This is a genomic window from Bacillus sp. 2B09, from assembly GCF_003946835.1.
GTDB classification, from domain to species: domain Bacteria; phylum Bacillota; class Bacilli; order Bacillales; family Bacillaceae; genus Bacillus; species Bacillus altitudinis.
On the sequence record NZ_RPSG01000005.1, the window covers coordinates 149,221 to 174,843 of the forward strand.

A 25,623-nucleotide genomic window follows, 5' to 3' on the forward strand; every position below is an offset into this window, starting at 1 on the left:
AGGAGAAGAAGAATGCTAGTTAGTAGACGAAAAGGAAATGCAGCAAATCATATTGTCAGGATCAATGGAAAACGAATCGATCTCAAAGCATTAGAGAAAGTCTTCATGCTTCACTTTCCACTAAAGGAATGTGCGCTCATCCCGAAGAAAAATCAAGAAGGAGGCCTATCGCTTGTGCTGTTTGCACAGGCGAAGGACCCTTCGTTGACAAGAGAGGATTTGATGAAAGGACCGCTTCATCCTGATGAAATGCCAGCCGCACTCGTCCTCGTCCCTTCCTTGCCGCGAAAAGAAAGTGGAGCGGTCGATACCGAGGCGCTACTTGCCATTGACGTACTAGATGACGAGGAACGAAGAAAGATAGAAGAGCGCACGAAAGCCATAGATGGAGTAGAGGAAGCAGCCGTTTTGATAGAGAGTCAGACAGAAAAACAAATACCCTATCATTTAGATGACCTCTTCCCAGATAGACAGCGTACAAATATAAACGAATCGTTTTCAAAAGATGAAGTCAGTCAAAATATACAATCCTCCGTACAAGAAAAACCACCAGCTCTTGTTTATGGAGGTGATGTGATCAGAAAACCAGGTACACCAGTCACATTGACAGAGGTACTGATCCGAGCCGCCTTTATGTCACCAAATCGCGGAGTCACGTATCTCAAAGAAGGCGGTCATGAGGTGGTCCAGACTTACCCGGAATTACTCACAGGAGCGGAACGTGTCCTATCTGGATTAAGGGCAGCCGGACTTTCAAACGGCGATCAAGTGCTGCTTCAATTGAAAGATCATCAAGATTTTATCACGGTATTCTGGGGCTGTATTCTCGGTGGAATCATTCCAACCCCAGTCTCTGTACCGCCTGTGTATGATGAAATGAATCAAGGCGTGAACAAGCTCAAGGGCGTGTTTCAGCTGCAAAATGAACCATTCATTATTACAAACGAAGCGAGTGCTGAGGACATTGCAGGGCTACGTAAAACGTTTGAATCAAAAGCGATTCCGATTTTAACAATCGAAACATTACTTGCCTGTGACCCAGATGAACAGCATTATGAGCCAGAGCCGGATGAGCCTGTGCTTCAGCTGCTGTCCTCAGGAAGTACAGGTGTGCCAAAGTGTATCCGGCACAACCATCAAAGCATTTTATCTAGAATCATTTCCTTTGAGCAGGCAAATGGTTTCACGCATGAGGATGTATCAATGAACTGGATGCCGCTTGATCATGTAGGGGGCATTGTCATGTTTCATGTCCATGATGTCTACCTCGGCTGCCAACAAATTAGTCCATCCATTGATCAATTTATCGAACGGCCGATGGTGTGGCTGGATTGGGTAGAAAGATACGGTGTCACAAGGACGTGGGCGCCAAACTTTGCCTTTGCGATGATGAATGAATATGAAGACGACATTCGCAAAGGGAGCTGGGATCTCTCCACCTTGACCTATATCATGAACGCCGCCGAAGCAGTTGTTCCAAAAGTGACGCAGCGTTTCATGCACATCATGGGTGAGCACGGATTAAGCCGCCATGCGATGGTGCCGGCTTATGGCATGTCAGAAACATCATCAGCCATTGTCCAGTCAAAAGAATTCATGCGTCATGATGATCAGGGTGGACAACTGACCATTGATCAGACCTCATTAACAAGTGAGATTCAATATGTGGCGCACGATCATCCGCACAAGATGACCTTTACAGAAGTTGGTGCACCCATCCCTTCTGTATGGATTCGGATTGTAGACGAGCATCACCATGTGCTGCCAGAAGATCAAGTCGGCCGCTTGCAGGTGAAGAGTCCAACGATTATGATGGGCTACTATCAAAATGAGGAAGCGAATGAAGAAGTATTTGCGGAAAACGGCTGGTTTCATACAGGAGATTTAGGATTTATTCATGAAGGGCGCCTAGTCCTCACAGGACGGGAAAAGGATATCATCGTCATCAACGGAGCGAACTATTTGAATTACGAAATTGAAGCCGTTGTGGAAGAGGTTGAGGGGGTTGAAGTCACCTTTGCCGCTGCGTACGGCATTTACAATCCCGAATCAAGTAATGACACACTCGCCGTCTTTTTTGTCACGCAGAAGGATTCGATAGAGGATCAAATCACAATGATTCAGCAGATTAGAGAGAGCATCATTCGCAAAATGGGAATCGAACCTGACCATATCATTCCGGTGAAAAAAGACCAATTTCCGAAAACAGAAAGCGGAAAAATCCAACGTGCTCAACTAGGTGCGGCACTGAAAGCTGGGGTGTTTCATGACATTGAACGTGCACTTGATCTTGCTTCGGAAAATGAACAAACCCTCCCAGATTGGTTCTTTAAACGTATTTGGGTAAAAGAGAATATCGGTCCATCTCAGCCAGTCTCCACTGATCATGTACTCGTATTTGAGGATGAAAAAGGGCTTTATCAATCGCTTTATACACAATTTGAACAAATGAACCTGCCTTATGTTTCTGTGAAAAAGGGTTATGAATTTTTACGCCTGTCAAAAGGGATGTATCAGATGAACCCTCGAATTAAGGGGGATTACGTCAGGCTTGTGGCGGCGCTTGAAGCCGATGAATTAAAAATTGACCGTATGCTCCACTTGTGGAATGTATCAGACAAGGAGATGATTGCGAGCCCTACGCAGTTCAAAGAACTGAATGCAAGCACTAGCCAATCCATTTTGTATTTGTATCAAGCATTGAGACAAGAAAATAAAGAGCCGATGCGTCTCGTTGTTGTCACAAAAGGTGGTCAATTGGTAAAACCGCAAGATGAGCTTCATGTGGAGAAAACGTCTCTTGCCGGATTATTAAAAACCATCCCGCAAGAATGGGAAGGGGCAGAAGTGTCTCACCTTGATATTGAAGCGGAGAATGTGGAACAGGATGCCAAGCATATTGCGGACGAACTAGGTGCGATTCATTTGAAAGCAGAAGTGTCTTACCGGCATGGCCAGCGCCTCGTACCAAAGCTGGAAAAAGTGAATATGATGACGGCACCTCAGACAGAAGGGTTTTTAGAATATGAAGGCTTGTACTTGCTGACTGGAGGGCTTGGCGGTATTGGATTTGAACTGTCTAAGCAAATGCTCCAATTTGGCTTGAAGCTCGTGTTAATTGGACGGACATCCCTTGAAGAAGACAGAGAAAAAGAGGCGTCATTCTCACAACTGAAAGATCTGGGAGACGTCCTTTATGTACAAGCCGATGTGACGAATTTATGTGACGTCGAGCGGGCGATTTATAAAGCAGAAAAGCATTTCGGACAGTCGATCCGAGGAGCGCTTCATTTAGCCGGTGCTGGCAATGTATCTGAGCACTTTCAGCATGTGGATACGTATACATTGGCTCATACAACAGAAGAAGATTTCGTCAAAGAACTTTCAGGGAAGGCAGATGGCGCTTGGGTGCTGCAAGAAGCCTTCAAGCATGACCCGTCAGTTCCACTCGTCTTTTTTGGATCAGTGAATGGCTTTTTTGGCGGCACCACATTTGGCGCATATTCTGCGGCGAACAGCTTTTTAGATGGACTCGCACATGCCCTTACCTATCATGAGGGAAGAAGAGCGATTTCGTTGAATTTCAGCATGTGGGATAATCTTGGTTTGTCTAAGGGACATACTGGGGCTGCGCTAACCGTTCGCAAGGGCTTTCAATTGATTGGAAAAAAACAAGGACTCCATTCATTATGTCTAGGTGTTCGGCTGAATGAAGCGCATCTATTTATTGGCCTAGATGGGGCGAATCAAGAAATCGCTGAACATCTTCAACCAGCACCAATACCATTTTTTGAAAAGAAACTGTACTATACGGTGCAATCAGGCAAAGAAGTGGATGCTGACAAGATCACAGACATCATAGAGGGGAACTGGGACATCAGGCAAGTGGAAGATATACCGAAAAAACAAGATGGCTCTATTGATCACGAAGCCCTCAAACAGTTCCATCACAAACACGCACAGCCGTTTGAAAAGCAATTGCCAGAAACGAAGACAGAGCAGGTGCTTGCGGCCATATGGGAGGATATTTTAGAAGTCGATCGTGTGTACAAAGAGGATCAATTCTTTGACCTTGGTGGACATTCATTAAAGGCCACTCAAACGATTTCTCGTATTAATCATGAGTTTTCAATAAAGGCACCGCTAAAAATATTATTTGAAAGCAAGAATCTGGCACACTTGGCACAAATGGTCGATGACATCAATGGAGCACCAGCCATTCAGGAAGCCAGCATTCCAAAGCTGGAAAAACGAACAAGCTATGAGCTGTCACACGCTCAAAAGCGAATTTGGTTCTTATCTACATTAGAAAAGAGTCATCATTACAATATATTAGGTGCTTGGAAGCTGATGGGCCAATTACACATCCAAACGTTAACAAAGGCGATCGGTCTCTTAACAAAACGTCATGAAGCACTGCGCGCAACATTTCAAACCATTGGCGGCAAGCCGGTTCAAGTCATCCGTGAAGATCTTCCGCCATCAGTAACCGTTGCGAACTTCTCATTATTTAATGAAAAAACAAGAGCGAGAAGATTGGAACAGCTGATTCAGCAAGAGGCGAACCGCATCTATGACTTAGAACGGGGACCGCTTGCACAGTGGACAATTGTTGATATGGGGAAAGAGGAATATTACTTGCTTTGTGCGCAGCATCATATCATTTCCGATGCATGGTCGCTCAGCCTGCTTATTCAAGAATTAGAAGTCGTGTATGGTGCGCTATTATCAGAGAAAACGCCTGAGCTACCTGCACTTGAGATTGAATGGACCGATTATGTTCATTGGGAGAATGAGCAATTAAAGAACCACCATGAGGCTCAGAGCTATTGGCTAGAAACGTTACAAGGAGAGTTGCCGGTATTAGAGCTCCCGTTTGACCGTCCTCGTCCGCCGGTTCAAACATTTAATGGAGCTACAGAGCAAATCGTGATAGATGAACCGCTTGTTCGGCGTTTACATGCCTTGTCGAGGCAGCAGGGGACAACACTATTTATGACGATGTTGTCAGCCTATTATGTCCTGCTTCACAAGTTGTCTGGACAAACAGATGTCATTGTTGGATCGCCAATCGCTGGGCGTGATGTCGAACAATCAGAGAAGCTCGTCGGCATGTTTGTCAATACATTGGCGCTGAGACAGGACGTTTCAACAGCCAATACCTTTGCCGATTTACTGGCAAAGGTGAAAGAAATGACGTTAAAAGCCTTTGAGCATCAGCATTATCCATTCGACAAGCTTGTGGATGACCTTTCAATGGATAGAGACCTAAGTCGTTCACCGATCTTCCAAGTCGCCATGGGGTATGTCACTGATTCGCTGGATATCAACCTAAAAGGACTGACATCGGAACAAGTGATGGTCCATCATACCGTCTCTAAATTTGATCTCACCTTGCATGTATTTGAGCAGGAGGACAAGCTGTCTATCCATGTGGAATATAATACGGATTTATTTGAGCAAGAAACGATCCACCGTATGATGAATTATTATCTCAATTTGTTAGATGGCATGACGGCTCAGCCTGAACGGACATTCGCTGACTTTTGCGTCATGGACAAAACAGAACAGAATGCCATGATCATAGGGAAAAATCAAACTGACACGCCTTATCCAAAGCGTACGCTGCAAGAATTATTTGAAGAACAAGTGCAGCGTGACCCGCACCGGATTGCTGTATCTTATATGGAAGAGCATATGACGTATCAAGATTTAGACGAGAAGGCGACAAAACTGGCTGCCTATTTACAGTCAAAGGGCGTTGGACCAGGTTCACTTGTCCCGATGCTGTTTGATCGTTCGTTTGACATGATGGTCTCAGTTCTAGGGATCGTCAAGTCGGGTGCTGCTTATGTACCGATGTCACCTGAGTATCCAGATGCCCGCATCGGTCTGATCGTTCGCGATACACAAAGCGATATCATCTTAACCCAGTCGCATCTGATCAATCGTTTAGACGATCTGAGCGGCACAAAGATTGAAATGGACAAGCCGTTACCAGAAACAGACGCAGTGTATCAAAGGGAAAAATCGATTGTAGGAGAAGACCAGCTTGCCTATGTGAACTACACTTCAGGCTCAACAGGCACACCAAAAGGCGTGATGCTTCCTCATGCAGGTGTGGTCCGCTTAGTGAAAGAAACAAACTATATTGAGCTTGGTTCAGAAGATAAAATGCTTCAGCTGTCTAACTATGCATTTGATGCCTTTACCTTTGAATTATGGGGAATGCTGCTCAATGGCGGCCAGCTGGTTCTGATCCCGAAATATGCTGCTCTAAATATGGACGAATTAACTCGGTTAATCAAAACGCATCAAGTCACAGCCAACTGTTTGCCAACTGCATTATTCAACCGGCTGATTGAGCATGATCCAAAAAGTGTGGCTGGATACCGTACATTACTCGTTGGCGGAGAAGCCATGTCTAGTGAGCATGCACGAAAGGCATTGCCACATATGAAGGGTGTGCTAATCAATGCTTACGGTCCTACAGAAAACACAACATTAGCGACCACTTATCAAGTCACACACGTACCGGAGGATGCAAGATCAGTGCCAATCGGTGTGCCAGTCGCCAACTCAACGGTTGTCATACTTGATGATGACCTCAATCCAGTACCAACAGGTGTCAAAGGAGAAATCTATATCGGCGGAACAGGGCTGGCGAAAGGGTATCTGCATGACCCAGAGCGCACGCAGGAGCGGTTTATTGACAATCCATTCCCGGCATTAAAAGGGGACAAACTGTATCGTTCCGGTGACCTAGGGAAATGGCGGTCTGATGGCAGTATTGAATACCTTGGCCGAAAAGACAACTTGGTGAAAATTAGAGGCTACCGAATTGAATGTGGAGAAATTGAGACAGCCCTGCTCAAACACCCACAAGTAAAAGAATGTACCGTCATTGCCAAAACGTACGGCAGCTCAAAACGGCTGGCAGCCTACCTTGTCACAGATGGAGGAGAGCCTGTTCCCGGATGGAAAGCATTTTTACAGGAAAGCCTGCCAGGCTATATGATTCCAAGTTACTTTATCGTACTTGACGCAATTCCTGTCACAACAAATGGGAAGGTCGATCAAAAAGCATTGCCTGAGCCGACAGACGCAGTCTCATCCTCACATGAAGACGATCAACCGGTAACAGAAACACAGCAGCTGATTGTGACAGCTTTCAGTGAAGTGCTTGGTGTCAAACGAGTAGGAATTCATGATTCATTCTTTGATTTAGGCGGAGATTCGATTATGAGTATTCAAGCCGTTGCCAAATTAAAAGAAAAGGGTGTCCGTGTTGATCCAAAATGGATTTTCATGCACCCAGCGCCAGCGCAGTTAGCGGCATATTTGGACACAGTGCCAGAAACAGGCGAGCCTGTCGAAAGATCGCCGAAAGACTATGTGATCGAGTTGAAAAAAGGGGATCCGGCTGAACCGAGAATATTCTTTGCACCGCCTGCTGGTGGAACGGTGATGGGGTATATCGATGTGGCCAAGCTCATGACACATGAAGGAGCTGTTTACGCCTTGCAGTCTCCAGGCTTGTATGAGGATGAAGAACCACAATTCCTTCATTATACAGAGCTTGTCACCATTTTTATTGAAGCCATTGAGACATTCTATCGACCAGGCATTGATTATTTGGCAGGGCATTCCATGGGTGGACATCTTGCTTACGGAATGAATCAGAGACTCTGTCATGCAGGAAAAGCGCCAAAAGGATTGATCATTTTAGATACGGTTCCGGTATTAAGAGATGAGGCAGATCAAGCGCTTCATGCCGATATGAACGAAGAAGAAGTGAAAATGCTTGCCCTCGTTCTGGGTATGGGGAACCTCGTCGGCATCAAACCAGAAGCATTACAAGGGCTCAGCTTCCAAGAAGTGAAGCAGAAAATCCTCAAAGAAGCAGAAAAGGATGAAGTCGTTCATCAATTTATGAATGATCACTATTTAGATAAATACTTGCAAATGCAGACACATAATACCATCATGTCTCAAGCCATTGAATTAGAAAAAGACCCATTCTCTGTGCCGTTTTATATTATACAAAGCAGCGATCACGCCACAGATTTCCAGAAGAAATTTGCCGATTGGGAAGCTTACACGAGAGAAACGTGCTCGTATTTTCAGATAAAAGGCGACCATGTGACCATGATGAAAAGACCGCAGGCAGATCAACTTGCGCAGATTCTTGAAACGATCGTAAAGGGGTAAGGACGTATGAACCAATTATTTAAAACCTTTGAAAAAAAATCAGATCTGATTCAGCTTATTTGTTTTCCTTTTGCAGGCGGATATTCCGCCTCTTACCGTCCGCTCTTTGAAAAGCTGAAGGACACGGCCGAAGTGACAGCAGCAGAGCCTCCGGGTCATGGAACGAACCTCATGCCGCTTGAGTCAAGCATTGACCGGTTGGCTGAATTGTATAAAGAAGGACTGACAGGCAAATTAAACCGTCCATTTATTTTGTTCGGACATTCCATGGGCGGACTTGTGGTGTACAGGCTGACTCAGCTGCTAGAAAAGGAAGGCATCGATCCGGCAGCAGTTGTCATTTCTGCCATTCAGCCGCCACAAACAAAAAGACAAATATTGACCCATTTATCGAATGAAGCATTTGTTCAGCATATCGCTGAAATGGGCGGGATTCCAAAGGAATTGTTAGAGAACAAGCCAATGATGGATTACTTTACACCATCCTTACGTGCCGACTATCAAGCATTAGAATCCTTCCAGCATACAGACAAAACAATCATTGAATCACCCGTTTATTTATTGAACGGAAAGCAAGATAAAAAATGTATGGAAGACGCAGCCGGCTGGCTAACATGGGCAAACGCCATCGAACGCACTGATTTCGAAGGAGGTCACATGTATATCAACACACACCTCGAGCAGTTCGCAGAACATATGAGGCATGTCATTGAGCAGACAACAAAAAGGCAATTCATCAGCCAATAAAAGAAAACAACGGCCCCGTCAAACGAGGGCCGTTTTCTTTATGAATTCCCCTTCCTCACCACATTTCCGCCAATCACTCCGCCAATGACGAGCACAGCTCCGATGAGGTGAACCATATCAATCGTTTCATGTAAAATAAGCACGCCAGCGGCAATGGTAATGAAAGCAGAAAGATTGTTAAAGATACTCACCTTTGCTGCTTCAAGGTGGGAAAGAGCATAGTTTGATAAATACGCTGTGAGCAGTGATGAGAGAATGCCTAAAAAGAGCATAGACCATACAAAGGATGGCTGCGTAAACGGACTGAAAAACTGCGGTAGTGTAGCATTTACCGAGTGCCGAATGAGAGCAGCAGCATTAAAGAAAACAAATCCAAAGAATGTCATCACGAAAGTCAGTTCAATGACATGGAATCGCCGTGTCATCACTCTGGCAAATACGCTGTAGGCACTGGATGATAAGGCTGAAAGTAAGATCAGCACATAGCCGATGAGATGAGAATGTTTCACATCAATTCCCTTCACCACAAAGAGGAGCATCACCCCGGACACAGAAAGAATGGTAAACAGCACCTGAATCGAGGTAGGGCGTTCCTTTAAACACCATGCTGCAAGCACCATTGTCAAAATAGGGATGGTCGCCTGTATAATACCGGCCTCTGATGAAGAGGTGAACATCAGCCCCCACACTTGAAATGCAAAAAACAACACAGGATAAAGCAAGGAAAATGGCACAATGTAAATGAGATCACGCCATTGAATGGAAAAACGGTACTTTTTTCGTAAAAATGGAAATAACAAAAGAGCGGCTGCGAAAGAAACGGTAAATCGGTGTGCCAATACATCAATCGGATTCGCTGATGCTAAGGCTACTTTGACAAACAAGAATGAAAAACCAATCATACAGGCGTATGCGATCGAAGCAGCATACGCTTTTTGTTTTGACATATCCATCAGAATTCTCCTTACACGAGCATGCATGCTTCAGTTGAATTGACCGGTTCTGTCTTTTTATCGTAAACGGATCAAGTAAAGTGTACAATAAGAGTTATTGATATCTGTACCGGTACAAGGAGGGTAGTACTGTGAGGAAATATGATCAGCTTGTGTTGAATATAAAAAACAAAATCGAGAGCGGTGAATACAATGCTGGAATGAAAATTCCATCCATTCGTCACTTAGCGGCTCAATATGCTGTGAGCAAAAGCACTGTCATAAAAGCACTAGACACATTAGAGCGTGAACACTTGCTGTACTCTGTAGAAAGAAGTGGCTATTTTGTCGTGAAAACCAATCAGTCAGCCGTTAAGAAGGGCAGCACATGGATTGATTTTGCTTCCTCTGCGCCTGATCCCATTGTGTTTCCATATGTCGATTTTCAGCACTGCATCAATCAAGCGATTGATCTGTATCAAAATGATTTATTTATCTATGGCACCACCAATGGATTACCATCTTTACTGCCAATCATTTCAAAGCGTTTAACGGATTATCAAGTGTTTGCCTCTCCAGAACAGATCGTCATGACTTCTGGTATTCAGCTGGCTTTATCGATTTTAAGCACCATCCCGTTTCGGAATGGAAAACAGACCATATTGGTCGAACAGCCAGGCTATCACCTATACCTCCAATACTTAGAGAAAAACCAGCTACCTGTCCGGGGGATCCAGCGGACGGAAAAAGGACTCGATCTTCAGGAATTGGAGCGTATCTTCCGGGAGGAGGATATTCGCTTTTTCTATACGATGCCAAGGTTTCACAACCCGCTTGGAACGAGTCTGTCGAAACAAGAAAAAATAGCGATTGCAGCCCTTGCCGAAGCATATGATGTCTACATCGTTGAAGACGATTATTTGGCTGATTTAGAATTCGATACAAAAAGAGACCCGATCTATTCATATGATCGGGCGGGGAAGGTCATTTATTTAAAAAGCTTCTCAAAAATCATTTTTCCGGGGCTTAGAACAGGTGCTGTCGTCTTACCAAACGAGCTGATTGGCCCCTTTAGTGAACATAAACGGCTGATTGATATCGACAGCTCGATGCTCTCACAGGCTGCTTTAGAAATTTATTTGAAAAGCGGGATGTTTGAGCGTCATAGAGAAAGGATGCAGGCGACCTATAGAGCTCGATCCAAACAACTTGTGGCCTGTTTGAAAAATGATCAAGGCGCTTATGAGCTGGGAGAAGAGGAGCCAGCTACCCATACCCACGTTCGTGTCGACCGGTCCATTCCGATGAATCAGCTCATTCAGCAGCTAAAAATGGCTTCTGTGATGGTTCAGCCGATCGACCGCCATTTCATTTCTACTTATCATAAGGAGCCTATACTTCAGCTGAACATTTGGCATGTAAAAGAAGAGGAAATCGCACGAGGCGTCGATTTGCTAAAGTCATCACTTCAACAAATCACACGTTATTAAGGCGTGACAGCATGTTCTCACAAGTGAGTATCTCGACGTGCTCAGCCGCAGCGGGTTTTCTTGTACAAACCGCCATTTGGTAGGCAGGATCAAGTGAATATGTTTGGACAACGCAAGGGGCTTCGTGATCAGGTAATCTCAAAGTAGCCTGTCCATCCTCTGACAAGCGAGCGGTAAAGGATGAAAGACCATAGGATATTCCCTTCCCTGTCAGCTTGATAAAAGCCTCCTTCATGGACCATAAATGAAAGAAATAGGCTTCCTGCTGGTCTGCCGGTTGTGAGAGTAAATCTTGATATTCGTCAGCTGAAAAAAATCGTTTGGCAATGGCTAAATCAATCGGTTTAATCTCTTCAATATCAATGCCAACAGGCGCATCATCTACTGCGCCCACGACCCAATCACCAGAGTGAGAAAGATTAAAATGAAAAGAAGGAATTTGCCGGACAACAGGCTTTCCATTCCCTTCTGTTTCAAAAATGATCTGTTCCATAGGCAGTGCGTACATCTCATGAATGATGTGACGAATTAGTACCTCACCTAAAAGCGTTCTTCTTGCATCGATCAAAAAACGAAAGCGCTCAGCGGCGGCGCGTTTTTCAAGTGACACAAAAGGCTTCAGCTGTTCTATTTGTTTTCGTGCATTTTTATCATCTAAAGGTTGTAATTGAATAGCGAAAATCTTCATAACGGACCTCAATTTTTTACATTTATTGTACCATTGGATGAACCCCGTGCGAAGCATCCTTTTCAATAGAAGCATAAAGTTGGTCTGAAATATTCGTGAATGTTGCACAAGAAAAGCCATTCTTTTCATAGAATGGCTTGTTCTTATCGGGTAAGGGTCTGAACAGGTTTCTCCGCTGTTTTTGTAATGAGCAGTTGCAAGAGCCGTGTCGATTGTGGCAATGAAAAGCGAAGGACGAGTCCGGTAAAGATGGCCGTCAGAATCGTTCCAATGCCAATCGGGCCGCCGAGCATCCATGCAAATAGGAGCACGGTTAACTCAATACCATTTCGAACCCACTGCACGTTCAGCCCCGTTTTTGCTGAGATGAGCAACATTAATGAATCCCTTGGCCCAGCGCCAAGGTTGGCTGAGACATAAATGCCAACGCCATACCCAGACACAATCACGCCCGTAATAAACACATATAAAGCAGGTAAATACCCATGTGGTGCAGGTAATACTGCATTAAAGAAATCAATAAACACGCCGATCAGCACCATATTGAGCAGGGCGCCGATCTTTGGAAAAGATTTCGTGAAAACAGATGTCAGTGTCACAATCAGTGCACCAATAATGATCGACCATTGTCCAATGGTTAAACCAAAATGCTGAAACAGTCCATAATGAAAAGCGTCCCACGGACCAATGCCAAGGATCTTTCCCTTCACTGTCAGCGATAGTCCAAAAGCAAGTACAATTAATCCAACAAAATAAAAAAACCAACGTAAAAGATGTTCCCGCTTCAAAAGCTTTCCCTTCTTTCTTAAACACTCGATTTCAATCGTAACATACTCGCACGCCCCTTTAAATGGCTTTGCTCAATTGTAATCGCTTACTCGATAAAAAGAATTTTTTCCATAAAAAGAGCAGAAAACATCAAATTTTGGAGCAAGACTTTTGAATTGTTTTTTTTAACAAAGCGAACCAATAATTACCAATTTTTATGAAAATAAGAAAAAAATTCAATATAAAATGACAAAAAAACAACCTTTATCCAATTAAAGAATATTCAAGATAAAATAGAATAGATTGTATGTAAATTGCGTCGTTAGGCCTGTTTTTATTGATAGATAAAATATTTGATACACGATAAAAAAACTTGTTTTATTGGAAAAAACATAGATGGATCAGATGTCGAAAGCTGTATATGACCAAAGGGCTATTTTTGTCGAAAATAGTCTTTTGGTCATGTTGAGGGTTCTGAAATGTTACTGATATTCTTTACCAAAGTGTGGGAGGTGAACTGGTACATACCATTATGATTTAGAGCAGGGAAAAGGGGATGTTAAAAAAAATGAACATAATAAAAAGAACGAGTCAATTATTTCTTATATTGGTGCTGATTGCTGGGAATTTATTAACAGTTTCGCCATCTGTTACGAAAGCCGCTGGGACGGTGGTTGTCAATAACACAGATTCCTACATGATTGGAAATGGGAAGTTAGTTCTTTATCAGCTTGATGGGCAAAATCCAACAAACGTAAAGGCTAGTGTACAGGTGAAGGGAATTAATTCGACTGTAGTGAACGGTGTTGCTGTGAATGACCAAGAAAACACTGTGTATGCAACTACGACAGCAAGTGGAGAGCCAGTTCTTTATAAAATAAATGCGACCACTGGACAAGCAGAGCGTGTAGGTGTTTTAGGCGGAAGAGCGCCTAATGCCGTTGTTTATAACGGTAAATATATTCATTCGTATGAGGTTGGTGGAGAACCCTACCTTGCAACGTACGACTTAGCAACTGGTCAAAAAACGGCCAAGAAAATTGTTGGTTATGACGTTGGCCCTGGCATTGGCGGAGACATTGGCGGAGACCTTGTAGTCGATAAGGATGGCTATCTTTGGTTCGCATCTAATACCAGTGGGTCCATTGCGCAAATGAATCCTGAAACAGCTGAAGTCATTCGAGTGATTCCAATCACAAATGCAGATGGTAAACCTATTGAGGGAGGAGTACGAGGAATTAGCTTTTTGCCAAATGGACAAATGCTATTACAATCAGGAAAAGATGACTCTATTGGTCATTCCACTCTTTTTACACTTGATGCGAAAACATTAAGTACAACATATATGGGCACTGCAGGTGATTCATTATCTTACGACTTAGCTTCAAGGGTGAAGCCTGAATTCGATCCATATCCACCTAACCTTGAATCAGAAAAATCGGTTGCTTTACAGAAAAAAGCAGAAGGCAACACAGATGAAAAGAATCCAGAAGTAGGCGACACTTTGCTTTATACAATTAGAGCAAAAAATACGGTGCAATACGGCGTTCTTAAGAATCTGACCATATCAGATAATCTTCCGAGTAGTTTAACCTATGTTTCTGGATCTCTTAAGGTAGACGGTACAAGCGTAACTGATGCCAAAGATCAAGACAAAGGTGATTATACAAACGGCACTGTGACAGGTCAAATAGGTGATGTGAAAGACACTGATTGGCACACCGTGACATTTGAAGCGAAAGTAGCAAAAGGTCAAGCTGGCAAGGATATTCAAAATACAGCGAATGTCGAAGGGGATAATACACCACCAGACAAACCAACAACAAATATAGAAATTTATCCTCGTGATCCAAAGCTTGAATCGGAAAAATCAGCGGTCTTACAGAAAAAAGCAGATGGTAATACAGATGAGAAGCATCCAGAAGTAGGCGACACATTGCTGTATACCATTCAAGCCCGTAACGCTGTTGAAGATAGCGTGATTGAAGATCTTGTGATTTCTGATAAGTTACCTCAAGGGTTATCATATGTACCAAACTCACTTCAGGTAGATGGAAATCCAGTCACAGATACAAAAGATGACGACAACGGTGATATGACAGATGGAACTGTCACTGGAACGTTCGGTGAAGTGAAAGATGTGAAATGGCATACCGTGACGTTTGAAGTCACAGTTGAAAAAGGTCAGGCAGGCAAAGATATTCAAAATACAGCGAGTGTCACAACCGGCAACACACCGCCAGACGAGCCGACAACGAATGTAGAGATCTATCCTCGTGACCCGAAGCTGACTTCTGAAAAATCAGCCGTCTTGCAGAAAAAAGCAGATGGGAATACAGATGAGAAGCATCCAGAGGTCGGTGATACACTTCTTTATACGATTAAAACAAAGAATACGATAGAAGACAGTCTCGTTGAAAATTTAGTGATCTCAGACGAACTGCCGGAAGGATTAGCGTATGTGCCGAATTCCCTTGAGGTAGACGGACAAGCGGTCACAGATGAGAAAGATCAAGATAATGGTGATGTCACAAACAGAACCGTCTCAGGACAATTCGGTGACATTAAAGATACAGACTGGCATACAGTGACCTTTGAGGTCACGGTTGAAAAAGGACAATCTGGTAAAGATATTCAAAATACAGCCAGTGTCACAGGTGACAACACACCTCCAGATGATCCGACAACAAAAACAGAAATCTATCCTCGTGACCCGAAGCTGACTTCTGAAAAATCAGCCGTCTTGCAGAAAAAATCAGAAGGTAACAAAGATGAGAAGCATCCAGAAGTGGGAGATACCCTGCTTTATACAATTAAAACAAAGAACACGATAGAAGACAGCCTTGTGGAAAATCTAGTGATCTCAGATCAATTACCAAAAGGGCTGAAGTATGTCGCTGGCTCTCTTGAAATTGATGGAGAATCCGTTACAGATGTGAAAGACGACGATAGCGGTGACTACACAGATGGAAAGGTCACAGGTTATTTTGGTAATGTGAAGGACACAGACTGGCATACCGTGACGTTTGAAGTGACAGTTGAAAAGGGACAGGCTGGTCAAGACATTCAAAACACTGCCGAAGTAACTGGTGAAAACACGCCGCCAGATGATCCAACAACAAAGACAGAAATTTATCCTCGTGATCCAAAACTAGCATCAGAAAAGACAGCGAGCATTCAGAAAAAAGCAGAAGGGAACACAGATGAAAAAACACCACAGGTAGGCGATACCCTTCTTTATACGATCAAAACAAAGAATCTTGAAGAGGACAGCATCGTCGAAAATCTCGTGATTTCAGATAAATTGCCAGAAGGTCTTGAATACGTCGAAGGGTCATTAAAAGTAGATGACCAAGCTGTCACAGATGCAAAAGATGCCGATAACGGAGATTACACAAAAGGCACAGTCACCGGACAATTTGGTGATATCAAAGACACGGACTGGCATACTGTGACGTTTGAGGCGAAAGTAGCCAAAGGACAAGCAGGTAAAACCATTCAAAACACAGCGAAAGTAACAGGCGAAAACACGCCGCCAGATGAGCCGACAACCGAAACAAATATTGATCCAAGAGATCCAAAGCTTGAATCAGAAAAAACATCTGAGATCTCTCAAAAAGCAGAAGGCAATACAAATGAAAAACAAGTTCAGGTAGGCGACACCCTTCTTTACACCATCAAAACAAAAAATAGTGTAGAAGACAGTATCATCAAAGATTTAGTCATCGCAGATAAACTGCCAGAAGGTCTTGAATACGTCGAAGGGTCACTAAAAGTAGATGGACAAGCTGTCACAGATGCAAAAGATGATGACAACGGAGACTACACAAAAGGCACAGTCACCGGTCAATTTGGTGATATTAAAGACACAGACTGGCATACGGTTACTTTTGAAGCGAAGGTTGCGAAAGGATCTGAAGGTAAAACCATTCAAAATATCGCAGTTGTGAAGGGTGATAATGTTGACGAACCAGACAAACCTGAAAACTCAACAGCGGTAGTACCGCCGCCGCATGTGCCAGGGGTGCCAGCAAATCCAGAGCAGCCTTCTCATTCAGAACCGGATACACCTGGTCATCATCTTCCGAACACTGCAACAGAGATGTACAACCTTTTACTAGCAGGATTTGCACTTGTACTAATAGGTGCATCCCTTATTGTATGGAAAAGAAGAAAAAGAAACGGATAATCGTCCATGTTTCAAAAAATCATCTCAGCTCTATTGATTACAGCAGGTATTTGTCTTGTGATTGTAGGATATATGAAAATCGTTGATGGACAAAGACAAGTAGATCAGTCATTCCAGTCTGCACAAGCAGCCATCCAGCAAAAGGGGAAAGCGGATTCCCCTTTTGTGCCGAAGGCTGGTGAAACTATTGGGCTATTGCACATTCCAAAGTTAAAAGCTGAGTTACCAATTGTAGAAGGAACAGCGGCGGAGGATTTGGCAAAGGGAGTTGGTCATTATCACGAGAGCTATTTTCCTAATGAACAGGGACAAATCGTTTTATCTGGGCATCGTGATACTGTGTTTAGACGAACAGGAGAACTTGTGAAAGGGGATCAACTCGTTATTGAGCTTTCATACGGTCGATTTACCTATGAAATTGAGAAAACAAAGATTGTGAAAAAAGATGATCAAAGTATTATTACACTACAACAGGAAAAGGAAGAACTTATCCTCACCACATGTTATCCTTTTTCTTTCATTGGTCCTGCACCAAACAGATATATCATATATGGGAAGCGTGTTTAGCCATTGGATCAGCCTGCAGCTCCTTCTTTCATTAACCGATTAGAGCGCTTAATCCCTGGATAAACAGGGAATCGTCTATATCATATCTAGAGATGCAGGGGGGGTCAATTTGTTAAGTAAAGACTATGTAAAGTATATAGATAACGTCGGAAGAATTGTCCTGCCAACAGATATAAGAAAAAGGTTGAAAATTCATCCCCGAGATATGGTGGAGATCTATCAAGAAGAAGGTCACATTGTGATGAAGCCGTATTGGCAGGACAAGCCCTGTATCGTCACAGGAGAAGTGACAAACTCCAACAAAGTGCTATCGGGTGGAGTGGTCATCAGTCCAGAGGGAGCGAGACTGCTCCTTCAAGACTTATTGGCACTTCGCCTGAAAAAAGAGATATAAAAAAAGGCTGTTCTCATCAAGTGAGAACAGCCTTTTTGATCATACTGGATTCAAAATCCGATTTAAGAATTGTTTTGTTCGTTCTTCCTTTGGTCGTTTGAAGATTTCTTCAGGAGGACCTTGTTCGACGATGACGCCGCCATCAATAAAAATCACTTCGTCTGCTACTTCTTGGGCAAACTTGATTTCATGTGTAACAACCGCCATCGTCCAGCCTTCTTTCGCTAAATCTTTCATGACCTTTAAGACTTCTCCGACAAGCTCAGGATCTAGCGCAGAGGTTGGTTCATCAAAAAGCATAAGCTCTGGCTGAATGGCAAGTGCACGGGCAATGCCGACACGCTGCTTTTGACCGCCTGACAGCTGGAAGGGATACAAATCTTTTTTATCCTCAAGTCCTACCTTTTGCAGAAGCTGAATCGCTTCTTTTCGCACCGCTTCTTTCGGACGGCGCTGGACTTGGACTGGACCTTCCATCACATTCTCAAGAACAGTGCGATGTGGGAACAGATGATAATCTTGAAACACCATGCCTGACTTCCGGCGAAGCTTGAGCAAATCAGCTTGTTTATTTTTTTTAGAAAAATCAATCGAGAAATCATCGAAGGTAAAGGAGCCGGCATTTGGAATTTCAAGTGCATTTAAACAGCGAAGCATCGTTGTTTTTCCTGAACCTGATGGACCAAGAATCGCCACAACCTGCCCTTTGTTGATCGTAAAATCAATCGACTTTAAAATCTCATTTTCACCAAAGGATTTGTTTAAGCCTTTGACTGTTAGCATGTCGTTCCCTCCTTACCTTGCGACATATCGATCAAGTCGTTTTTCAATTTGGTGTTGAACGAGCGATAGAATGAAGCAGAATACCCAATAGATCAGGGCTGCTTCCATATAAATAAATAAAATTTGATCCAAGTTCGCCGCAGCAATTTCCTGTGATTTACGGAACATCTCTGCCACGAGGATTTGGGAGGCAAGCGATGTATCTTTCACCAAACTAATGAATGAATTAGACAGCGGCGGAATCGATACACGCACTGCCTGCGGTAAAATCACGCGGATGAGCGTTTTGCGATGGGTCATCCCAATTGAATACCCTGCTTCCCATTGTCCTTTTGGAACAGATAGGACGGATGCACGAATAATTTCCGAAGCATACGCACCTACGTTTAAAGAAAAAGCGATGATAGCACTTGGATATGGATCAAGTGTGATATTAAATGTCGGAAAGAAATAGAAAATAATAAACAATTGCACAAAAAGCGGCGTTCCGCGAACGGCCGACACATAGATGGAGAAAATCCATCTGAGGGCTTTGATTTTAGACATTCTAGCAAGAGCTGTCACAAGCGCGATAAAAAGACCAATAATGAAGGCAATGATGGCAAGGGGGATTGTATAATAAATCCCCTGCATCACCATTGGCCAAAAAGATTGCTGAAGAAGATCCCAAGGAATGACGACTCCTAGGGTATTACTTTGTAACATCTTCACCAAACCATTTCTTAGAAATCTTAGCGAGTGTACCGTCTTTTTTCATTTCTTTTAATGCGCCATTTACTTTGTCAACGACTTCGCCGCTGCCTTTTCTGAAGGCAAAATACGTTTCTTGTGGATCTCCTGTTTCAAATGCAACTTTTAGGTTTTTGTTACCGCTTGTTTTCAAGTAATTCAAGACAGCTAATTTATCATTGAACGTCAAATCAGCACGCCCTTGCTGAATCAATTGAATGGATTGTGCAAGACCTTCAACCCCTTCAATTTTAGCGCCAGCATCTGTAGCTAATTTGTTATAGTTACTTGTTAATGATTGCGCTGCTTTTTTGCCTTTCACATCAGAAAGTTTCTTGATGTCATTGTTATCTGATTTTGTCACAACAATGGCTTGAGACGTTGTGTATTTATCAGAGAAATCATATTGATTTTCACGTCCAGTTTTACCAACTTGGTTCGCTACCACATCAAAACGTTTAGAATTCAGACCAGCAAACATGCTGTCCCATTGTGTTTCTTTGAATTCTGGTTTTAAGTCAAGACGTTTTGCGACTTCTGTGATGACCTCGACATCATAGCCAGTTAATTTATCTGTTTTTTTGTCATGGAAGGTGAAAGGAGCATATGTACCTTCTGTACCGATGGTTAATACGCCTTTATCCTGAATGGACTTCCAAAGGTCACCTGATTCCTTAGACCCAGATTGTTTATTTGCGCTGTCGTTTGCAGCTGATCCACATGCTGTGATCAATGCAACACAAGCGCCTAAAATAATGGCAAAGAACATTTTTTTCATTTTATTCCCCACTTTTCTTGTTGGTATTTACAACATATGATCTTACAGAGAAGCAACCTAAAAGTAAAGCATTTGAAACTAGCTTGAGCGAATCTCACCAACTTTATGCCCGCAAATGGTTGAACGGACAAACGTAGATCTATACCCAAATCAAAAAATGAATAAAACAAAACGCATGATCAAGAATGTTAGATAACCTATTTAATGGTAAAATTTGTTGTGATGAGCTCTCTAAGAAAATGAAGTGGTCCTACAGTGAACGAAAGGGAAGTGTGATCATTTGCATACATCGAAACAAAAACCTGTCATGATCTTAATACACGAAATATACGGAATAAATGATCATATGAAGAGTATGATCGATCATTTTGACAAAGCTGGTTTTGAGGTTTATTGTCCTCATTTATTAGGACAGGCTAAACAATTCTCCTATGTCGAAGAGAAAGAGGCATACGGCTATTTTATGAATAAAGTTGGTTTTGATGAGCCGATAATGAGCGTACTGAATGTGGCAAAAGAGTTAAAAACGAAGAATGCCGCGATAGACATATTTCTGTTAGGTTTTAGTGTGGGGGCAACCATTGCTTGGCGATGCAGTCAATATGAGCAGTTGTTTACCGGAGTCATTGGGTTTTATGGTTCAAGGATCAGAGATGACATTGATCTTGTGCCTGCCTGCAAAACGCTGTTATTTTTCCCGGAAGTCGAAGCATCCTTTAACCCCCAGGAGCTTGCGAGTGTTTTGGGGAAAAAGGAAAAACTTCGCGTGACAATAGTAGAGGGAGAGCATGGATTCGCGAATCCATATTCCACGGCTTTTCACGCTGAATCGAAAAATCACTGTTTTCAGGAAATAGATGATTTTATCAAAGGGTGTTTGTTAAAAGAATGAGGTGAAACCAGTGTGTGAAGATGAGGTGCCATGCTGGTTTTTTGTGCAAATATTTTGGGTTCGATTAAATGATCAAATCTACCTCATATTTGTGCGAACATTACTAAAATAAAGACTTTGAGACAGTGACCATAGAAGGAAGCATATTTATTATAAAAGATGTATAATTAGTAGGTTGTTTTGAAAATGGAATGAATCACATGGAGACATGTTTTGATAACAGAGCATCTTAGAAGAAGGAGGGCATCATTGTGGATGTTGGACAAAATCAGCCTGATCAATTGAAAAGGGCGATGACCTCCCGCCATTTATTTATGATTTCACTTGGCGGTGTCATTGGGACAGGCTTTTTCTTAGGAACGGGCTATACGATTGGACAAGCAGGGCCAGTCGGAGCTGTTCTTTCATATATTGTGGGCGGATTGATCATGTATTTAACCATGCTGTGTCTTGGGGAGCTGTCGGTTGCACTTCCTGTGTCGGGGTCGTTTCATACGTATGCGACGAAATTTGTCAGCCCGGCAGCGGGTTTTGCTGTCGGCTGGATTTATTGGCTCGGCTGGGCGGCAACGGTCGCCCTTGAGTTCTTATCAGCAGGACAGCTGATGAGGCGCTGGCTACCGCAAGTAGATGTGTGGATTTGGTGTCTCATATTCGGACTCTGTCTTTTCTTATTAAATGCCCGGTCAGCGAAAGCGTTCGGGGAGTCGGAGTTTTTCTTTTCTACCATTAAGATTATTGCAATTTTACTCTTTATTGGCGTAGGCGGAGCGGCGATGTTTGGGTTTATTGATACAACGAGCGGTGAACCCGCCCCTTACTTCAGCCATTTTGTGAATGATGGGCTGTTTCCAAATGGTCTGCTTGCTGTTGTGGTTACGATGATCACGGTGAATTTTTCGTTTCAGGGAACAGAGCTGATCGGGATTGCGGCAGGAGAAAGTGAAAACCCTGAGAAAACCGTTCCCCGTTCGATTCATCAAACCGTATGGCGTACACTTGTCTTTTTCGTCTTATCTATTTTCGTCTTAGCCGGTATGGTGCCTTGGAAGGAAGCCAGTGTGCTGCAAAGTCCATTTGTTACTGTGTTTGAGAGAACGGGCATTCCTTTTGCGGCAGACATCATGAACTTTGTCATTATTATTGCTTTATTATCTGTTGCGAACTCTGGCTTGTATGCATCGACGAGAATGCTGTATTCCTTATCGAAGGAAGGAATGGCAGGAAAAGCATTTAGACGCGTCAATCAGCGCGGTATTCCGATGAATGCCTTACTGCTCACTTTCCTGTTTACAGGGATTTCGCTGTTATCCGGTTTTTTTGCAGAGAAAACGGTATTTGCCTGGATCGTGTCCATTGCCGGAATGAGTGCCCAGACAGGCTGGATCACGATTACATTATCACAGCTTCTTTTCCGTAGAAAATATTTGAAAGCAGGCGGAAAACTGGAAAACTTAAAATTTAAAACGCCTCTTTATCCGGTGCTGCCAATCATTGCGATTACACTGAATACCATCGTGTTGGTCAGCCTTGCCTTTGATCAAGAGCAGCGCATCGGGCTATATGTCGGCGTACCGCTCATGATCATTGGATATGTTGTCTACCATCGCTATGTGAAAAAGCATCAGGCACAAAGTGAGCCGCTGAAGCTGCAAATCCGCGGAGATGATGAGATCCGGTTTTAAGATCAAAAAAACACTAAATATGTGAGTATGAGATATTTTAAAACACCTCTGATATAAATCTGAAGGTGTTTTTTTCTTGTGATCAATTAGGAAAATGTCATATTCAAACAATCTATTGGACTTAATAATTATTGAAATAATGGATCGGGGAAATGGTGATCTTTAAGAATAATAGATTAAAATAACCTTAAAATTGTAAAATATTCTTGATTTTACCAAATAAAAAAATTAATATTATATTGTATTTTGAAGAACAGCAGTTAGGAGAGAATAAAGTGTTTGTCATTAGTAAAATTGAGAATAAATTAATGTCTGGCCTATATAAAATGGGATCTTATTTAAATGAAAAACATAAGAACGTTATTCAAAATAAATGGATAGTATGGGTTATTATTTTAATAGCATTACTTTCTGGTATTGCTTATGCATTTTATTGTACAAGTAAAGGCTACAGTTTCTCAGGTAAAGTTAAGTGGAACTGGCCAAAAGTTTGGGATATCGGGATAGGTTGTAACGCAAAATAAATTAGTCTTAGGCTGTTCTTCAAAATCTCTATTATTTAAATATAGGAATGATAAATATGATCACTATAAATAACTTAGAAAAAAACTATAATGGTAGCCCCGTTCTGAATAACTTAAGTATAACGTTTGATTCTAAAGGAATCGATATCATTGTTGGAGTAAATGGATCAGGGAAAACTACACTTCTAAATTGCATATGCGATATAACTTCCTTTCAAAAAGGAGATATAAAAATTAATTCTGTTAGCAGAAAGGAAAAAGAAGCAAAACTTAAAATGTTCTATATACCATCTGACTTTTATTTGCCTGAATATTTGTCAGGCAATGAATATGCTGATTTTATTTTTAGGAGATATAGGGATATAAATAAGAAATTATTTGAGTTTATTACTGAAATGTATCATCTGACACCATTTTTAGATGAAAAAATTAGTAATTATTCTTATGGTATGAAAAAGAAATTACAAATAGGGATTGCTTTGGCTTTAGAAGTTGAATATGTATTGGCGGATGAAGTATTTAATGGACTCGATTATGAAAGCTATTTATTGACAGAGTATTTAATAAAAAAATACTCTGCACTTAGAAAATTCATCTTAATTTCACATAACATGGATTTTATTATGCGTAACGAACAGGCCAATGTTTATTTACTGAGCAAAGGCACCTTGAGCACTATTAAGAATGTTGGAGAAATTGAAGGGATCGTAATAAATAATGGAGAATTACAAAAATACTATGAAAAAATTGATGGATTCGTTTCTCGTAACAAAAGTCTTACTTAATGAGATTTGTCATAATTTATTATCAAATAATATTTTCAAAAAAAGGCATAATAGATATCTGTTATTAGGTATTATCTTAGCTGTTTATATTATGTATTTCTATTTAAATATGTCTGAATTAAATAAAATTTTTATAAATAGGAATGAAGTTTCTAATGAATTGAGAAACTCGCTGTTCTCTAGTCTAACTAATATGATCATTATTATCACTGGTGTTATTTATTTAATTGTAACCCTATCCTTCTCCCTTACAAAAAAAATGCAATTTCTGCTAAAGATCCTTCCTTTTGAAAAAGGGAGTATATGGTTTGGTAGCGTTATTTTCAAACTATTATTAAGTTATTGGTCTTTTTTAATTGTTTTCGCAATAATGATCCCTATGTTGAGGTTATTCCACTATAGTATAGGATTAAATTTTTTAATCTTGATATATTGCCAGATTTTATTCGTTGCAAGTATCTGTTTTTATTATTTAATTTTTTATTCTTTAAGTAGCCTTGTTAGATTAAATTTTTTTAATATAAATAATGGGTTATTAGTGTTGTTTCTTTTCCTTTATTATTTCTCTTTTCGTTTTAGAATTGACATGAAATTTCAGACATTTAATATGATTGTTGACCATGCCTTAGTGGTTAAGTTCATGCTTATTTTGTGTATTTTAATTGCTTTATTTGTGCTATGTATCCATTATCTACACACAAAGATTGATAATGATATATATACTTCTAATGATTTTTATATTTTAAAACTGCCTTTTAATATGAAAATGAATAAATTAAATTTAATTATACTCGGAACTATTAGGAGTAAATTAACCATAAGGCTTTTAGGTGTAGTATTTCTGGTCTTTGTATTATCCATTTTTGATACTAAAAATATTCTCATTTCATTGACTACACTTGCATACATATATCCTATTATTTCATTTTCATCTATTAGATATTTTAATACAACTGTATCATATCGCAAAATGAATTCATTTTTTGGGATAACTTCTTTAAAAGAATCTTTTATTACAACATTTATGAATTTCATAATCAATTTACCACTTGTAATCACATCATTGATATTATCAGGTGATTTCGTAAAAAGTCTCTATTACGGTGTCATTTTATTTGAAGCAGGGCTGATAATGAGTATTATATTTCCGAAAAATAAGAGTTCTTTAAATGAGTTCTCTGCTTCTGTACTATGTATTGTAATGGCTGTAGGACTTTACCTAATTTCAAATAGTGTGCTTATTTTTGTCTCTGTATACTTGTTGCTATTCTCAGTTAAATATTATTTGTTGGAAAGGAGTTATTTAGATGAGGCTGCCTAGGTGGATTTTTTTAGGTACAATTTTGTATTTAGTTGCTTTTTTAATTGATTATATAACGACTCTTTTTTCTATTGATGAGACTGGCGTATATATGTCAAAATTAGGACTGAAAATTGATATGACAATGAATGAAGAAGAAT

16 protein-coding genes are annotated in these 25,623 nt (G+C 41.4%); 10 read left to right on the forward strand and 6 right to left on the reverse strand.

Annotation, left to right across the window (positions count from 1 at the left end):
• Positions 1-12 precede the first annotated feature (12 nt).
• Both EBQ12_RS11795 and EBQ12_RS11800 read left to right on the forward strand, forming a co-directional pair.
• Positions 13-8,211, forward strand: coding sequence for a non-ribosomal peptide synthetase (locus EBQ12_RS11795; RefSeq protein ID WP_125590117.1), 8,199 nt, complete (start codon positions 13-15; stop codon positions 8,209-8,211).
• Positions 8,212-8,217: 6 nt separating this feature from the next.
• Positions 8,218-8,958, forward strand: coding sequence for a thioesterase II family protein (locus EBQ12_RS11800; protein ID WP_057078547.1), 741 nt, complete (start codon positions 8,218-8,220; stop codon positions 8,956-8,958).
• Between the two features lie 38 nt (positions 8,959-8,996).
• Here EBQ12_RS11800 and EBQ12_RS11805 read toward each other — a convergent pair whose 3' ends face one another.
• Complete coding sequence (locus tag EBQ12_RS11805; protein WP_098680845.1) at positions 8,997-9,911, reverse strand: DMT family transporter; 915 nt, start codon at positions 9,909-9,911, stop codon at positions 8,997-8,999.
• A gap of 131 nt (positions 9,912-10,042) precedes the next feature.
• Between EBQ12_RS11805 and EBQ12_RS11810 the strand changes: the two genes are divergently transcribed.
• Positions 10,043-11,380, forward strand: coding sequence for an aminotransferase-like domain-containing protein (locus EBQ12_RS11810; RefSeq protein ID WP_125590119.1), 1,338 nt, complete (start codon positions 10,043-10,045; stop codon positions 11,378-11,380).
• Here the strand turns inward: EBQ12_RS11810 and EBQ12_RS11815 are convergent.
• Entirely contained in the window at positions 11,367-12,068 is a 702-nt protein-coding gene (locus EBQ12_RS11815) for a 4'-phosphopantetheinyl transferase family protein (RefSeq protein WP_125590121.1), read from the reverse strand. The two genes, EBQ12_RS11810 and EBQ12_RS11815, sit on opposite strands and share 14 nt — an antisense overlap.
• Positions 12,069-12,211: 143 nt before the next feature.
• The gene (locus EBQ12_RS11820) at positions 12,212-12,856 is read right to left on the reverse strand and encodes a YczE/YyaS/YitT family protein (RefSeq protein WP_007498187.1); all 645 of its coding nucleotides are present in this window, start codon (positions 12,854-12,856) and stop codon (positions 12,212-12,214) included.
• A gap of 548 nt (positions 12,857-13,404) precedes the next feature.
• On the opposite strand from EBQ12_RS11820, the gene EBQ12_RS11825 reads away from it, so the two are divergent.
• From EBQ12_RS11825 to EBQ12_RS11835, 3 genes are all read left to right on the forward strand, one after another.
• A complete protein-coding gene (locus tag EBQ12_RS11825) occupies positions 13,405-17,025 on the forward strand; it encodes an isopeptide-forming domain-containing fimbrial protein (protein WP_125590123.1) in 3,621 nt (1,206 codons plus the stop codon).
• 6 nt (positions 17,026-17,031) lie between these two features.
• A complete protein-coding gene (locus EBQ12_RS11830) occupies positions 17,032-17,592 on the forward strand; it encodes a class D sortase (RefSeq protein ID WP_008347291.1) in 561 nt (186 codons plus the stop codon).
• 109 nt (positions 17,593-17,701) lie between these two features.
• Positions 17,702-17,986 carry an AbrB/MazE/SpoVT family DNA-binding domain-containing protein gene (locus EBQ12_RS11835; RefSeq protein WP_008347289.1) on the forward strand — a complete coding sequence of 95 codons (285 nt, stop codon included), beginning with the start codon at positions 17,702-17,704 and terminating at the stop codon, positions 17,984-17,986.
• Positions 17,987-18,025: 39 nt separating this feature from the next.
• Here the strand turns inward: EBQ12_RS11835 and EBQ12_RS11840 are convergent, their stop codons facing one another.
• From EBQ12_RS11840 to tcyA, 3 genes are read right to left on the reverse strand one after another with little or no spacing between them, the layout of a single operon-like run.
• Positions 18,026-18,769, reverse strand: coding sequence for an amino acid ABC transporter ATP-binding protein (locus tag EBQ12_RS11840; RefSeq protein ID WP_007498183.1), 744 nt, complete (start codon positions 18,767-18,769; stop codon positions 18,026-18,028).
• Positions 18,770-18,781: 12 nt separating this feature from the next.
• On the reverse strand, positions 18,782-19,474 hold the full coding sequence (locus EBQ12_RS11845) for an amino acid ABC transporter permease (RefSeq protein ID WP_035390475.1): 693 nt from the start codon (positions 19,472-19,474) through the stop codon (positions 18,782-18,784).
• The gene (tcyA, locus tag EBQ12_RS11850; RefSeq protein WP_007498178.1) at positions 19,461-20,276 is read right to left on the reverse strand and encodes a cystine ABC transporter substrate-binding lipoprotein TcyA; all 816 of its coding nucleotides are present in this window, start codon (positions 20,274-20,276) and stop codon (positions 19,461-19,463) included. Before tcyA ends, EBQ12_RS11845 begins: the two co-directional genes overlap by 14 nt.
• Positions 20,277-20,556: 280 nt before the next feature.
• On the opposite strand from tcyA, the gene EBQ12_RS11855 reads away from it, so the two are divergent.
• The 4 genes from EBQ12_RS11855 to EBQ12_RS11870 all read left to right on the forward strand — a co-directional run bounded on the left by EBQ12_RS11855 (position 20,557) and on the right by EBQ12_RS11870 (position 24,162).
• A complete protein-coding gene (locus EBQ12_RS11855; protein WP_125590125.1) occupies positions 20,557-21,168 on the forward strand; it encodes a dienelactone hydrolase family protein in 612 nt (203 codons plus the stop codon).
• A 251-nt stretch (positions 21,169-21,419) separates the two neighbouring features.
• Entirely contained in the window at positions 21,420-22,853 is a 1,434-nt protein-coding gene (locus tag EBQ12_RS11860; RefSeq protein WP_125590127.1) for an amino acid permease, read from the forward strand.
• A gap of 275 nt (positions 22,854-23,128) precedes the next feature.
• Positions 23,129-23,377 carry a hypothetical protein gene (locus EBQ12_RS11865; RefSeq protein ID WP_125590129.1) on the forward strand — a complete coding sequence of 83 codons (249 nt, stop codon included), beginning with the start codon at positions 23,129-23,131 and terminating at the stop codon, positions 23,375-23,377.
• Between the two features lie 56 nt (positions 23,378-23,433).
• Positions 23,434-24,162 (forward strand): ATP-binding cassette domain-containing protein, encoded by a 729-nt coding sequence (locus tag EBQ12_RS11870; RefSeq protein WP_164511650.1) that lies wholly within the window; start codon positions 23,434-23,436, stop codon positions 24,160-24,162.
• Positions 24,163-25,623 lie beyond the last annotated feature (1,461 nt).